13 protein-coding genes are annotated in these 13,323 nt (G+C 69.2%); 3 read left to right on the forward strand and 10 right to left on the reverse strand.

The features are described from left to right. Positions 1 to 13: 13 nt before the first annotated feature. From prcA to arc, 6 genes are all read right to left on the reverse strand, one after another. On the reverse strand, positions 14 to 844 hold the full coding sequence (gene prcA / locus ACWC9R_RS14615) for a proteasome subunit alpha (protein WP_450731640.1): 831 nt from the start codon (positions 842 to 844) through the stop codon (positions 14 to 16). Positions 845 to 935: 91 nt separating this feature from the next. Continuing rightward, positions 936 to 1,781 carry a proteasome subunit beta gene (gene prcB, locus ACWC9R_RS14620; protein ID WP_362607988.1) on the reverse strand — a complete coding sequence of 282 codons (846 nt, stop codon included), beginning with the start codon at positions 1,779 to 1,781 and terminating at the stop codon, positions 936 to 938. After that, on the reverse strand, positions 1,733 to 1,954 hold the full coding sequence (locus tag ACWC9R_RS14625) for an endonuclease domain-containing protein (RefSeq protein WP_450731641.1): 222 nt from the start codon (positions 1,952 to 1,954) through the stop codon (positions 1,733 to 1,735). The genes prcB and ACWC9R_RS14625 overlap by 49 nt, the downstream gene beginning before the upstream one ends. 243 nt (positions 1,955 to 2,197) lie before the next feature. Then, complete coding sequence (locus ACWC9R_RS14630; RefSeq protein ID WP_362607986.1) at positions 2,198 to 2,416, reverse strand: ubiquitin-like protein Pup; 219 nt, start codon at positions 2,414 to 2,416, stop codon at positions 2,198 to 2,200. Between the two features lie 189 nt (positions 2,417 to 2,605). After that, positions 2,606 to 4,117: a depupylase/deamidase Dop gene (gene dop / locus ACWC9R_RS14635; protein WP_450731643.1), complete on the reverse strand. Its 1,512-nt coding sequence runs from the start codon at positions 4,115 to 4,117 to the stop codon at positions 2,606 to 2,608. Positions 4,118 to 4,393: 276 nt separating this feature from the next. Then, positions 4,394 to 6,160, reverse strand: coding sequence for a proteasome ATPase (gene arc, locus ACWC9R_RS14640; protein ID WP_362607982.1), 1,767 nt, complete (start codon positions 6,158 to 6,160; stop codon positions 4,394 to 4,396). A 249-nt stretch (positions 6,161 to 6,409) separates the two neighbouring features. On the opposite strand from arc, the gene ACWC9R_RS14645 reads away from it, so the two are divergent. Next, the gene (locus ACWC9R_RS14645) at positions 6,410 to 6,703 is read left to right on the forward strand and encodes a ferredoxin (protein ID WP_088796882.1); all 294 of its coding nucleotides are present in this window, start codon (positions 6,410 to 6,412) and stop codon (positions 6,701 to 6,703) included. 45 nt (positions 6,704 to 6,748) lie between these two features. On the opposite strand, the gene ACWC9R_RS14650 is transcribed toward ACWC9R_RS14645, so the two are convergent. The 3 genes from ACWC9R_RS14650 to ACWC9R_RS14660 form a co-directional block, all read right to left on the reverse strand. Beyond that, positions 6,749 to 7,324 carry a hypothetical protein gene (locus ACWC9R_RS14650; protein WP_450731696.1) on the reverse strand — a complete coding sequence of 192 codons (576 nt, stop codon included), beginning with the start codon at positions 7,322 to 7,324 and terminating at the stop codon, positions 6,749 to 6,751. 203 nt (positions 7,325 to 7,527) lie between these two features. Beyond that, a complete protein-coding gene (locus ACWC9R_RS14655) occupies positions 7,528 to 8,454 on the reverse strand; it encodes a tRNA (adenine-N1)-methyltransferase (protein WP_450731646.1) in 927 nt (308 codons plus the stop codon). 62 nt (positions 8,455 to 8,516) lie between these two features. Then, positions 8,517 to 9,770, reverse strand: a complete 1,254-nt coding sequence (locus tag ACWC9R_RS14660) for a site-2 protease family protein (protein WP_450731648.1) — start codon at positions 9,768 to 9,770, stop codon at positions 8,517 to 8,519. 175 nt (positions 9,771 to 9,945) lie between these two features. On the opposite strand from ACWC9R_RS14660, the gene ACWC9R_RS14665 reads away from it, so the two are divergent. Beyond that, entirely contained in the window at positions 9,946 to 10,902 is a 957-nt protein-coding gene (locus tag ACWC9R_RS14665; protein ID WP_450731650.1) for a RecB family exonuclease, read from the forward strand. A 13-nt stretch (positions 10,903 to 10,915) separates the two neighbouring features. Further along, positions 10,916 to 11,587: a response regulator gene (locus ACWC9R_RS14670; protein ID WP_018087782.1), complete on the forward strand. Its 672-nt coding sequence runs from the start codon at positions 10,916 to 10,918 to the stop codon at positions 11,585 to 11,587. Between the two features lie 88 nt (positions 11,588 to 11,675). On the opposite strand, the gene ACWC9R_RS14675 is transcribed toward ACWC9R_RS14670, so the two are convergent. Then, complete coding sequence (locus tag ACWC9R_RS14675) at positions 11,676 to 13,274, reverse strand: ABC transporter substrate-binding protein (protein WP_450731651.1); 1,599 nt, start codon at positions 13,272 to 13,274, stop codon at positions 11,676 to 11,678. Between the last annotated feature and the right edge of the window lie 49 nt (positions 13,275 to 13,323).

Here is a 13,323-nt window from a genome sequence, read left to right on the forward strand (position 1 = left end):
AAGCGATACCTCGTCAGAGCTCGGTGCCGGACTCCCCCGCGGAGTCGTCCTTGCCCTTGCCGCCCTTGCCGCCGGCGCCCTCGTCGGACGCCCCGGCCGCGCCGGAGCCGGCGTCCGCCGCCGGCTCCCCGGCGCCCGTGGCGGTGTTCTCGTCGAGCAGCCGCGACAGCTGCCGCCCCAGGATGCGCTTGAACTTGCGCTGCTGCGGGCGCGTGCGGTCCAGGGTCGCGACCTCCAGCTGCTCGGCGGTCAGCGTGCGCTCACCGCCGTTGGTGTCCCGCGACAGCGACTCCACCGCCAGCTTCAGCGCCTCGGCCAGCGTCATGCCGTCGCGGTGCCGCTGGTCGAGGTAGCTGCTGATCTGGTCGGCATTGCCGCCGACGGCCACCGAGCCGTGCTCGTCGACGATCGAGCCGTCGTGCGGCAGCCGGTAGATCTGGTCGTCCTCGGGCGCGCTGCCGACCTCGGCCACGATCAGCTCGACCTCGTACGGCTTCTCGGCGGCGCTGGAGAAGATCGTGCCGAGGGTCTGGGCGTAGACGTTCGCCAGGCCGCGCGCGGTCACGTCCTCGCGGTCGTAGGTGTAACCCCGCAGATCGGCATAGCGCACACCGCCGATCCGCAGATTCTCGAACTCGTTGTACTTGCCGACGGCCGCGAAGGCGATCCGGTCATAGATCTCGCTGACCTTGTGCAGGGCGCGGGAGGGATTCTCGGCGACGAAAACCACGCCGTCGGTGTATTGCAGCACCACGACACTGCGGCCGCGCGCGATGCCCTTGCGGGCGTACTCGGCGCGATCGGCCATGGCCTGCTGGGGTGAGACATAGAACGGCGTCGACACCGGCTATCCGTCCCTTCCTGTCAAGAGCTCTCTCAGTGGCTGGAGGCACACCCAGCGGTAGCTGGGGGAGCATTGCGGAACATCCGTCCCGTCAGAGCAGCGCGGCACGCGGACCGTCGGGCTGCTCCTGGCGGCGCTCGTGGATGGCACGGGCGATCTCCGAGACCTCGGCCTCGGTCAGCCTCTTGAAGCCGTCCTCGGTGATCACCGTGACAATGGGGTAGATCCGCCGCGCCATGTCCGGTCCGCCGGTCGCCGAGTCGTCGTCCGCGGCGTCATAGAGCGCCTGGACGACGGCCGTGGCGGCCTGATTCTCCGTGAAGTCCTCCTGGAAGAGCTTCTTCAGCGAGCTGCGCGCGAAGACCGAGCCGGAACCCGTCGCCGCGAAGCCCTGCTCCTCCGAGCGCCCGCCGGTCACGTCGTACGAGAAGATGCGGCCCTTCTCGCGGTCCAGGTCGTAGCCGGCGAAGAGCGGCACCACGGCCAGGCCCTGCATGGCCATCCCGAGGTTGCTGCGGATCATCGTCGACAGACGGTTCGCCTTGCCCTCCAGGGAGAGTTGGGCGCCCTCGACCTTCTCGAAGTGCTCCAGCTCCAGCTGGAAGAGCTTGACCATCTCCACCGCGAGGCCCGCTGTGCCCGCGATGCCGACCGCCGAGTACTCGTCGGCCGGGAAAACCTTCTCGATGTCGCGCTGCGCGATGACGTTGCCCATGGTCGCCCGCCGGTCACCGGCGAGCACCACGCCCCCGGGGAACGCCGCGGCCACGATCGTCGTGCCGTGCGGTGCCTCGATGGCGCCCTGCACCGGCGGCAGCGGGCGGTTGCCCGGCAGCAGATCGGGCGAGTGCGCGCCCAGGAAATCCATGAAAGACGAGGACCCAGGCGTCAGGAAGGCAGCTGGCAGACGCCCGGTGCTTCGAGTATTGGCTTCCACACGAATCCTTCCGGATATGCGATGGCCCTGCGCATCGCGTCGGGGTCATCCCTCAACTTGCCGAGTGCCGAGTTGCAGTTGATGCGGCGTACGCCTCGGACCTTACCCCTTTCGGGGGCGTGATCCACATGCCCGGGGCCTGCCCGGACGGATCGTACGGAGAGCGGCCCCACCGCGCTCCACAGGCCCGCCCGGAAGCGGCAACGCCCTCCGGGCCGGCGATCCGGAATACGGCGCCCCGCATTCCGTGCTCCTGCGGCGAGGGGTTCCGTGGCGAATTCCCGGTGCGTGCGAAGCGCCGGTTTCCCGGCGGCCGACGGATCTCACCCGATGTGCCCGAAGGCCGCGCGCGGGCATCCCTTTCCGCACCGCGCGCAACACTTCGGTCCCCCCGCATCGAACCTGTCCGGTCTGCTCTACTCTCCGCCCTTTTGCACGAAGCTCCGCACGAAATCCTCGGCGTTCTCCTCGAGCACATCGTCGATCTCGTCCAGGACGGAATCCACGTCGTCCGACAACTTTTCCTGGCGTTCCTTGAGGTCTTCCGAAGCCTGCGCGTCCTGCGTCTGCTCCTCGACCTCTTCGGTGGAACGCGTGGCCTTCGCCTGTCCGCCGCCGCTGTCCTTGGTCGCCATGTCCCTCACCCCGCTCGGTTCGCCCCGCTCGATGTGACCTTCAAGATCCGACCCTACAAGCAGGGTCCGACATCGGCCCTGCAGTTGCTGCAACGCCCGGGAGTCACCTCGATGATTCCCGCCCCGCGTCGATTTCAGCCGTGAATCGGCCTCGGATCGCCGGGAGATTTGTCGTGCACCTGCCCCGGCTCAGCGCCCGGAGAGCGTCCTGACCAGCTCCTCCGCGGTGTGGCAGCGGTCAAGGAGCTCCTTGACGTGCTTCCGGGTCCCCCGCAGCGGCTCCAGTGTCGGAACCCGTTGCAGGGAGTCACGGCCGGGCAGATCGAAAATGACCGAATCCCATGAGGCCGCGGCGACATCGTCCGCGTACTGCTCCAGGCAGCGGCCGCGGAAGTACGCCCTGGTGTCCTCCGGGGGCTTCTGCTCCGCCCGGGTGACGTCCGCCTCGTCCAGGAGCCGCTTCATCTTGCCGCGGGCCGCCAGACGGTTGTACAGGCCCTTGTCGGGGCGCACGTCGGCGTACTGCAGGTCGATGAGGTGCAGCCGCGCCGCGTCCCAGTCCAGGCCGTCACGGCGCCGGTAGCCCTCCATCAGCTCCCGCTTGGCGACCCAGTCCAGCTCGCCGGACAGGCTCATCGGATCGCTCTCCAGCCGGCCGAGCACGTCCTCCCACCTGGTCAGGACGTCCTTGGTCTGGTCGTCCGCATCCGCTCCGTAACGGTCCTCGACATATTTGCGGGCCAGCTCGAAGTACTCCATCTGGAGCTGTACCGCGGTGAGTGTGCGGCCGCTGCGGAGCGTGATCAGGTGTTGCAGACCGGGGTCGTGGGAGACCTGGTGGAGGGTGCGGACGGGCTGGTCGATGGCCAGATCGACGGCGATGAACCCGTCCTCGATCATGGAGAGCACCAGAGAGGTGGTGCCCAGCTTCAGATACGTCGAGATCTCGGAGAGGTTGGCGTCCCCGATGATCACGTGAAGCCGGCGGTACTTCTCCGCGTCCGCGTGCGGCTCGTCGCGGGTGTTGATGATCGGCCGCTTGAGCGTCGTCTCCAGGCCGACCTCCACCTCGAAGTAGTCGGCGCGCTGGCTGAGCTGGAAGCCGTGCTCGTGGCCGTCCTGGCCGATTCCGACCCGGCCGGCGCCGGTGACCACCTGGCGGGAGACGAAGAACGGCGTCAGGTGCCGCACGATGTCCGAGAACGGGGTCTCCCGCTTCATCAGGTAGTTCTCGTGCGTCCCGTAGGAGGCGCCCTTGTTGTCGGTGTTGTTCTTGTAGAGGTGGATGGGCTGGGCGCCGGGGACCTGGGCGGCCCGCTCGGCGGCCTCGGCCATGATCCGCTCGCCGGCCTTGTCCCAGAGGACGGCGTCGCGCGGATTGGTGACCTCGGGGGCGCTGTACTCGGGGTGTGCGTGGTCGACGTAGAGCCGGGCGCCATTCGTGAGGATCACGTTGGCCAGGCCGATGTCCTCGTCGGTGAGCTGGCTGGAGTCGGCGTTCTCCCGTGCGAGGTCAAAGCCGCGGGCGTCCCGCAGCGGGTTCTCCTCCTCGAAGTCCCAGCGGGCACGGCGTGCCCGGTGCATCGCCGCCGCGTAGGCGTTGACGACCTGGGATGAGGTGAGCATGGCATTGGCGTTCGGGTGGCCGGGGACGGAGATCCCGTACTCCGTCTCGATTCCCATTACTCGCCGTACGGTCATGCGGCCCTCCTAGCCCGGCGGCGCCCCCGGATGGGGTCGGCGCTCAAGTACCGCGGTGCTTCCGGTCCGTGTGCGTGCCCCACGCCCGCACAGCGTGACGCAGCGATACCGAAGAGCCTAGAACGCCTCTGCGGCGCTGGGGAGATCATTACAGTCATTGCTCCAGTCCGGTTTTCCCTGATGCACCGCGCCCTTATGGGGAGCGGTTCCGGTGCCCCCGAAAAAGCGTCCGGCTGCGGACGCCCCGTGCAGGACATCCGCAGCCGGAGAGCGGTGTTACAGGTATTGGCCGGTATTCGCCACCGTATCGATGGAGCGACCGGTGTCCGCGCCCTGCTTTCCGGTGACCAGCGTACGGATGTATACGATCCGCTCGCCCTTCTTTCCGGAGATCCGGGCCCAGTCGTCCGGATTGGTGGTGTTGGGAAGGTCCTCGTTCTCCTTGAACTCATCCACGCAAGCCTGGAGGAGGTGGGAAACCCGAAGCCCCTTCTGATTGTGTTCGAGGAAGGCCTTGATGGCCATCTTCTTCGCGCGTCCCACGATGTTTTCGATCATCGCGCCCGAGTTGAAGTCCTTGAAGTAGAGGACTTCCTTGTCACCATTGGCATAGGTGACCTCCAGGAAGCGGTTTTCCTCGGATTCCGCATACATCTGCTCGACGACCGACTGGATCATTCCGCTGACCGCGGCCTTCCGCGAGTCGCCGTGTTCGGCGAGATCGTCGGAGTGCAGCGGGAGCCGCTCCGTGAGGTACTTCGAGAAGATGTCCTTGGCGGCCTCGGCGTCCGGACGCTCGATCTTGATCTTCACATCGAGGCGGCCGGGTCGCAGGATCGCCGGGTCGATCATGTCCTCGCGGTTCGAGGCACCGATCACGATGACGTTCTCGAGGCCCTCGACACCGTCGATCTCGGAGAGCAGCTGCGGGACGATGGTGTTCTCCACGTCCGAGCTGACGCCGGACCCCCGGGTGCGGAACAGGGAGTCCATCTCGTCGAAGAAGACGATGACGGGGGTGCCCTCGCTCGCCTTCTCCCTGGCGCGCTGGAAGACCAGCCGGATGTGCCGCTCCGTCTCGCCGACGTACTTGTTGAGCAGCTCCGGGCCCTTGATGTTGAGGAAGAAGCTCTTCCCCGCGGGCTGCCCGGTCACCTCGGCGACCTTCTTGGCAAGGGAGTTGGCGACCGCCTTGGCGATGAGTGTCTTGCCGCAGCCCGGCGGGCCGTAGAGCAAGACGCCCTTGGGCGGGCGGAGTTCGTGCTCCTTGAAGAGGTCGGGGTAGAGGTACGGAAGCTCGACCGCGTCCCGGATCAGTTCGATCTGGCCGCCCAGACCACCGATCTTGGTGTAGTCGATGTCCGGGACCTCTTCGAGGACGAGTTCCTCGACCTCGCTCTTCGGGATGACTTCGTAGACGTAGCCGGAACGGGGCTCGAGGAGCAGGGCGTCGCCGGGGCGGATGGTGATGTCCAGCAGCGGCTCGGCGAGCCTCACCACCCGTTCCTCGTCGGTGTGCCCGATCACCAGGGCGCGCTCGCCGTCCTCAAGGATCTCCTTGAGGGTGACGATGTCGCCGGCGCTCTCGAACTCCATGGCCTCGACCACGTTGAGCGCTTCATTGAGCATGACCTCTTGTCCGCGCCTGAGGCCGTCGGTCTCCACGCTGGGGCTGACATTCACCCGGAGCTTTCTGCCTCCGGTGAAAATGTCGACCGTGTCGTCCTCGTTCGCCTGCAGGAAGACGCCGAAGCCGGCCGGCGGCTGCGCGAGCCGGTCGACTTCCTCCTTCAGGGCGACGATCTGGTCGCGGGCCTCGCGGAGAGTATTGGCGAGACGCTCGTTCTGCGCCGAGACGCCGGCCAGGTTGGTCTGCAGCTCGACGATCCGCTCTTCGAGAATCCTCGTGTGCCGCGGAGAGTCGGCGAGCTTGCGTCGCAGGACGGCGATCTCCTGCTCGAGATAGGCAACCTGGCCGGCGGGATCTTCAGACCCCCGCCCCGGCCGGATGCCGCGGTTGATGTCGTCGTCGTGGGCTGCCACGGTCCTCACCTCCTCCAAGGAGCTGGACGCTTCCTGACCCTACCTGGGCCGGTGCAGGTTGAAACCCCTAGATCGAAAAGACTGTCGGGGCGTGTCCGATCTTCACCCTTGCGCACGTCCTCACGCCAAGGGAATACCCACCCAACAACATCGGAAAGCGAGCGGTTGTATCGTCGACTTGGTCAACACCCGTCAGGGCTGGCGCCACTTAGACAAAAACGGTTCACGTACGCAGGAACGGCAGGCGAGATGACCGCACAGGACGAAGCCCCAGAGCTGGAAGTATGGATCGACCAGGATCTGTGCACCGGGGACGGCATCTGTGCGCAGTACGCGCCGGAGGTCTTCGAGCTCGACATCGACGGTCTGGCCTATGTGAAGAGCACCGAGGACGAGCTGCTGCAGGACAAGGGGGCGACAACGCCCGTCCCGCTGAAGCTGCTCGATGACGTGCGGGACTCCGCGAAGGAGTGCCCCGGGGACTGCATCCACGTCCGCCGCGTCAAGGACCTCGTCGAGGTCTACGGCCCGGACGCGGAGTAGCCCCGCCGGAGCGGAAAGCTTCCGACGGGCACGCCCTGTGACGGGTCAGACGCGGGCGGTGCCCATGGCGGCGGGGAGTTCGCTCTGGACGAACTTCCCGCCCTTCCACTGCCACTTGAGGCCCTGGCGCACGTCCGGGCAGCAGCGCGGGACGTCGCGGGTGGAGTAGCCCAGCACCGCCGCCGAGATCGCGCCATCCTCGACGGCGAGGGTTTGGACGCTGCGCTGCTGGGTGGGCGCGAGGAGTGTCGCGACGACCCGAGGGGCGGCCTTACCCCCGGCCGGCTGTGTGAGGACGTAGACGCCGCTGGGCGGGGAGCCCGTCCCGCTGTGGCACCGGACCACCGCGACGGTCTCGGTCGTACCGTCGCCGTCCAGGTCTCCGGAGGCCTTTTTCACCACGTCGAGGCGGTTGGGGCCGCAGTCGACCGGGAACGTCGCCCTGGCCGGGTCGGGGGCCGCCGCGGAGGGCCGGCCGGTGGTGGCGTCGCGGGCGGTGGTGGCCGTGGCATCGGGGGGCTGGACGAAGGAGGCGGCCGCGACGACCGCCGAGATGGCGGTGGCGGTGGCGAGCCAGTGCACGGGGCGCGGCTGGGTGTGCAAGAGGTCCTGGCCTGCCATGGGCTGCACGCGGGGTAACTCCTGTGAAGTGCTGAAGCGGTGGGAGTGCCCAGCATCGTTCCACAGGAGGGGGCGGCAAGGAACCAGCTGGGCCGGAGTTTTCCGTGCGGATCGGGGGGTGGAAACACAGCGGCGCCGCCGGCGGATTCCCGTGCGGGAACTCGTCGGCGGCGCCTGGTGGTTCGGTGGCCGGTTCCGGACGGTCAGCCGCGGTCGGCCGAGCCGCCGCCGGAGGCCGCCGCGGCGCTCTTGCCGGGGCCGCTGTAGTCCTCGCCGTACGCGCCCTTGGCGGGGCGGCGGCGGCGCAGCGGGGGCTCGACGCCGTCGGCGAGGCGGCGGGCGGTCAGCAGGAAGCCGGTGTGGCCGATCATGCGGTGGTCGGGGCGGACGGCGAGGCCCTCCACGTGCCAGGTGCGGACCATGGTCTCCCAGGCCGACGGCTCGTTGAAGGTCCCGTGTTCGCGGATCGCCTCGACGGTGCGGGCCATCTGCGTCGTCGTCGCGACGTAGGCGCAGAGGATGCCGCCGGGGACCAGGGCCTTGGAGACGGCCTCCAGGCACTCCCAGGGGGCGAGCATGTCGAGGATGACGCGGTCGACCTCGGTGTCGGAGAGGTTGTCCTGGAGGTCACCGACGGTGAGCGTCCATGCGGGGTGCGGGCCGCCGAAGTAGCGCTCCACGTTCTGCGTGGCGATCTCGGCGAAGTCGGCGCGGCGCTCGTAGGAGTGCAGCATGCCGTCGTCGCCGATGGCGCGCAGCAGGAAGCTGCTGAGCGAGCCGGAGCCCACACCGGCCTCGACGACGCGGGCGCCGGGGAAGATGTCGGCCATCGCCAGGATCTGCCCCGCGTCCTTGGGGTAGACCACGGCGGCGCCGCGGGGCATGGACAGGACGTAGTCGGGGAGCAGCGGGCGCAGCGCGAGGTAGGCGACGTTCCCGGTGGTACGGACAACGCTGCCCTCGGGAGCACCGATCAGCTCGTCGTGGGGGAAGGCTCCCTTATGGGTGTGGAAGCTCTTTCCCTCTTCGAGCGTGAAGGTGTAGTGGCGTCCCTTGGGGTCGGTGAGCTGGACCTGGTCCCCGACCTTGAAGGGCCCGCGACGGCGGGCGGCACCGGTCGGTTCGGACATGTGACCAGCCTACCGGCCCGCCGGGGCACCGCCGACCAGTGGGCCGGGCGAACGGGCCCCGGTCAAGCAGCCTTGCGGGCCATGGCGGAGACGAAGGCGCGCTCGACGTCGGCGGTGGACAGCACGCCGTAGATCTCACCGGTCTCCTCGACGACGAGGTATTCGGTGGCGGGGGTGGCCCGGAGGTATTCCAGGAGGTCCTCCCCGGCGAGTTCGGCGGAGACCCGCATGCCGTCCTTGAGGTCCTGGGCGAGGGTGCCCACGGGGACCCAGGGGCGGCGGTGGTCGGGGACCCCGACGATGGCGGCCTCGCGGACGAGGGCGGTGGGCACGCCGTGGGGGTCGACGACGACCAGGGCGCGGGCCCCGGCGTCGTTGGCGCGGCGCAGCGCCTCGGAGAGCGGGGTGTCGGTCTCCACGGGGACGGCGCGGCGGGTCAGGGTGCGGGCGGTGAGGTCGGGGAGGCGTTCGCGCAGCCGGGCCATGCGCAGGCTGTTGCCGGCGCCGGTCCAGATGATGGCGGCGAGGATCGCGGCGAGCAGCGCGTCGGTGAGCGAGTCGGCGCCGCCGATCTCGGGGCGGGCGGTGCCGAGGGCGCCGGTGTGGGTGAGCAGCGGCAGCCCGATGAGGACGGTGACGGCGAGCGCGCGGCCGACCCAGGCGGCGGCGATGGTGCCGCTCATGGGCCTGCCGGTGAGCTTCCAGACCAGGGCGCGCAGCATCCGGCCGCCGTCCAGCGGGAGGCCGGGCAGCAGGTTGAAGACCGCGACGATGAGGTTGGAGATCATCAGGCCCGCCAGCAGGACCCCGGGGACCGTGCCGGCCTCGACCAGCTGCACGCCGCCGTAGAAGACGCCGGCGAGGACGAGGGAGAGCAGCGGGCCGACGAAGGCGAGGACGAACTCCCTGCCGGGGGTCTCGGTCTCCTTCTCGATCTCCGAGACGCCGCCGAAGAACTGGAGCTGGATGCGGCGTACGGGGAGCTTGAAGCGGAGCGCGGCCACGGTGTGGGCCAGCTCGTGGACGAGCACCGAGGCGTAGAAGGCGACGGCGAAGAACAGCGAGACCAGGTAGCGGGCGACGCCCAGCTCGGGCAGCACGCGCTCCAGCTGGCCGCCGAAGACCCAGGTGATCAGGGCGGCGACCACGAACCAGCTGGGTGCCACGTACACGGGCACGCCGAAGGGACGGCCCATCAGAATGCCGCCGCCGCTCCTCTTCTTGCCCGGTGCCCGTCCCTTGGGTGCCTTGTCGTGCTCGGGCGGCCGGGACCGCACGGACTCCTCGGGGTCCTGCGACTTCCCGCTCTCGTCCACGGCGTCCCCTCATCGAATACGGCATTCGCCCCTGCTCGGCCTGATATCTCGATCATGCAGGGAGAAGGGGTTCGCCGTCGATGGTATGCGGAGCGCTTCGGCCCGTTACGCTGCGGGGCCCCCGCGCCGGTGGCCCGTCCGCGCCTGTCAGTGGCGGGCCGTAGGGTTTTGTGGCATGGGATGGAGCACGGAGCAGGCCGGGGCGGGCACGCAGAGCGGGCGAAGCGGCGGTGAGCCGGGCGCGGAGACCGCCGGGGCGGGGGCGCGGGGCGGGGAGCAGCCGCGGCCGCCGGTGGCGCTGTCGCCGTCGCGGGCGAGTGATTTCATGCAGTGTCCGCTGCTGTACCGCTTCCGGGTGATCGACCGGCTGCCGGAGAAGCCGAGCGCGGCGGCGACCCGCGGCACGGTCGTGCACGCGGTGCTGGAGCGGCTCTTCGACGCGCCGGCGGCGGAGCGTACGTCGGCCGGGGCGCGGGCGATGGTGCCCGACGAGTGGGCGAAGCTGCTCGGCAAGCGGCCGGAGCTGGCGGAGCTGTTCGCGGACGACCCGGAGGGCGAGCGGCTGGCGGGGTGGCTGGCGGAGGCCGAGACGCTGGTGGAGCGGTGGTTCTCGCTGGAGGACCCGACGCGGCTGGAGCCGGCGGACCGTGAGCTGTATGTGGAGACGGTGCTGGAGTCGGGGCTCCAGCTGCGGGGGTTCATCGACCGGGTGGATGTCGCGCCGACGGGCGAGGTGCGGATCGTCGACTACAAGACCGGCAAGGCGCCGCGGCCGCAGTTCGCCGAGGGCGCGCTGTTCCAGATGAAGTTCTACGCCCTGGTGGTGTGGCGGCTGCGGGGTGTGGTGCCGCGGCGGCTCCAGCTGGTCTATCTGGGCAGCGGCGACGTCGTGACGTACGACCCGGGCGAGGCCGATCTGCGGGGTGTGGAGCGGAAGTTGCTGGCGCTGTGGGAGGCGATCCAGCGGGCGACGGCGACCGGCGACTGGCGGCCGCGGCCGACGAAGCTGTGCGGCTGGTGCGACCACCAGGCGCACTGTCCGGAATTCGGCGGCACTCCCCCGGTGTATCCGCTGCAGGTGCGCCCGCCCGAGGGCGGTGTGCCGCCGCAGGGCAGAATGGGGGACATCTAACGAAGGAGAGCTCGTGGCCATCCGCGTCCTGCTGGTCGACGACCAGCCCCTGCTGCGTACGGGATTCCGGATGATTCTGGAGGCGGAGCAGGATCTGGCGGTCGTCGGCGAGGCCGGTGACGGCCTCCAGGCACTGGAGCAGGTGCGGGCGCTGCAGCCCGATGTGGTGCTGATGGACATCCGGATGCCCCGGATGGACGGTGTCGAGGCGACCCGGCAGATCACCGGTCCGGCGAAGGACGGCCCGGCGAAGGTGCTGGTGCTGACCACCTTCGATCTGGACGAGTACGTCGTCGAGGCGCTGCGGGCGGGGGCGAGCGGCTTTCTGCTCAAGGACGCGCCCGCCAACGAGCTGGTACAGGCGATCCGGGTGGTGGCGGCGGGCGAGGCGATGCTCGCGCCGAGCATCACCCGCCGGCTGCTCGACAAGTACGCCGGGCATCTGCCGTCGGGCGAGGAGCCGGTGCCGGACACGCTGCACACCCTCACCGAGCGCGAGGTGGAGGTGCTGAAGCTGGTGGCCCGCGGGCTGTCGAACGCGGAGATCGCCGCGGATCTGTTCGTGAGCGAGACCACCGTCAAGACGCATGTGGGCCATGTGCTGACGAAGCTGGGGCTGCGCGACCGGGTGCAGGCGGCGGTGTACGCGTACGAGAGCGGGCTGGTGCGTCCCGGCGCCCAGTAGGCGGTGCGGGTCCGACGGCCCGGCGGACGGACGACGGCGGGGCCGGCCCGGGAGAGATTCCCGGACCGGCCCCGCCGTGCTGCCGGGATCAGGCCTCGGTCGCCTTGCTGATCTCCCAGAAGCGGAACACGGTCGAGGGGTCCAGGGTCCATTCCAGGCCGGAGACCCCGTCGCGGGCCACCGCGTACTGCTTGCCCTGCCAGATCGGGATCATCGGCACGTCCTCGGCGACGATGTCCTGCAGCTCCCGGAACTGGTCCTTGGTGGCGCCGCGGTTCGGCTGGTCGGCCGTCTTGGGCAGCAGCCGGCCGGTGATGGTGGGCGAGCTGTAGTTGTTGGCCACCACACTGTCCTTGCCGAAGAACGGCGCGGTGAAGTTGTCGGGGTCCGGATAGTCGGGTATCCAGCCCTTGACGTAGGCGCCGAACTTGCCGTCGGCCATGCCCTGTTCGTACTCCTTGGTGGGCAGGGTGCGCACCTTGGCGTTGAACAGCCCGCTGGCGTTGAGCTGTTGGGCGATCTCCTCGAAGGCCGGGACGGTGCCGGGGCCGTAGCGGTCGGGGGTGGCCCACAGCGTGAGCGGCACCTTGCCGTTGAAGCCGGCGGAGCGCAGCGCGTCCTTCGCCTTGTCGGGCTTCGGGCGGTCGCCGTAGGTGTTGAAGAAGGAGGTGCTGTGGCCGGTGATGCCGGCCGGGACGATGGAGTACAGCGGCACCGCGGTGCGCTGGTAGACGTCCCGGACGAGGGTGGAGCGGTCCAGGAGGTAGGCGATCGCCTTGCGGACGCCCTGCTTGCCGGCGACCGGGTCCTTGAGGTTGAAGACCAGGTGCATGACCTCGGCGCTGGCGCCCTCGACGACCTGGGTGCCGTTCTGCTGCTCCAGCGAGGCGTTGTCGAGTGCCGCGATGTCCTTCATGGACAGACCGCGGTAGGCGACATCGACGTCGCCCTTCTCGACGGCCGTCTTGAGCTTGTCGGGGTGGTTGAAGAACTTCACGGTCATGCCGGAGTTCTTGACCTTGGCCGGGCCCTTGTAGGAGCCGTTGACGGCGAAGACGGCCTTCTGGGAGCCGTAGTCCTTGAGGGTGTAGACGCCGGAGCCGACGGCCTTGCCGTCGGTGCGCAGCCGGTCGGCGGGGTACTCGGCGTGGTCGACGATGGAGCCGGCACCCGAGGCGATCTTCATGGGGAAGGTCGCGTCGGGCGACTTCAGCCGGAAGACCACGGTCTTGGAGTCCGGGGTCTCGACCTTGTCGAGCGCGGAGAACATCACGGCGGGGCCGTTCTTGTCCTTGATGCGCCGGGTGCGGTCGAAGGAGTACTTGACGTCCTTGGACGTCAGCTTGTCGCCGTTGCTGAAGGTGAGGCCGTCCTTCAGGGTGCAGCGGTAGACCTTGCTGTCCCGGTCGGTGAAGCCGCAGCGCTCGGCGGCCTCCGGCTCGGGGGTGGTGCCTCCCTTGGGGAAGCTCAGCAGGGACTGGAAGACGTTGTTGAACAACAGCCAGGAGCCGGGCTCGTAACCGGCAGCGGGGTCGGTGGAGACGACCTTGTCCGTCATTCCCATGACCACGGGTTCGCCGTTGCCGGCCGCTCCCGAGTCGTCCGTGCCGCACCCGGCGACCGCGAGCAGAGCTGTGGTCAGCCCCGCCCCGATCGGGGCAGCCAGCCACTGGTCACGCTTCCTCACTAAACGGTCCTCACGTTCTGGGTCATGCCTGTCGGGCCGCGGCGGGGAG

The sequence above is a fragment of the Streptomyces sp. NPDC001219 genome (assembly GCF_053597915.1).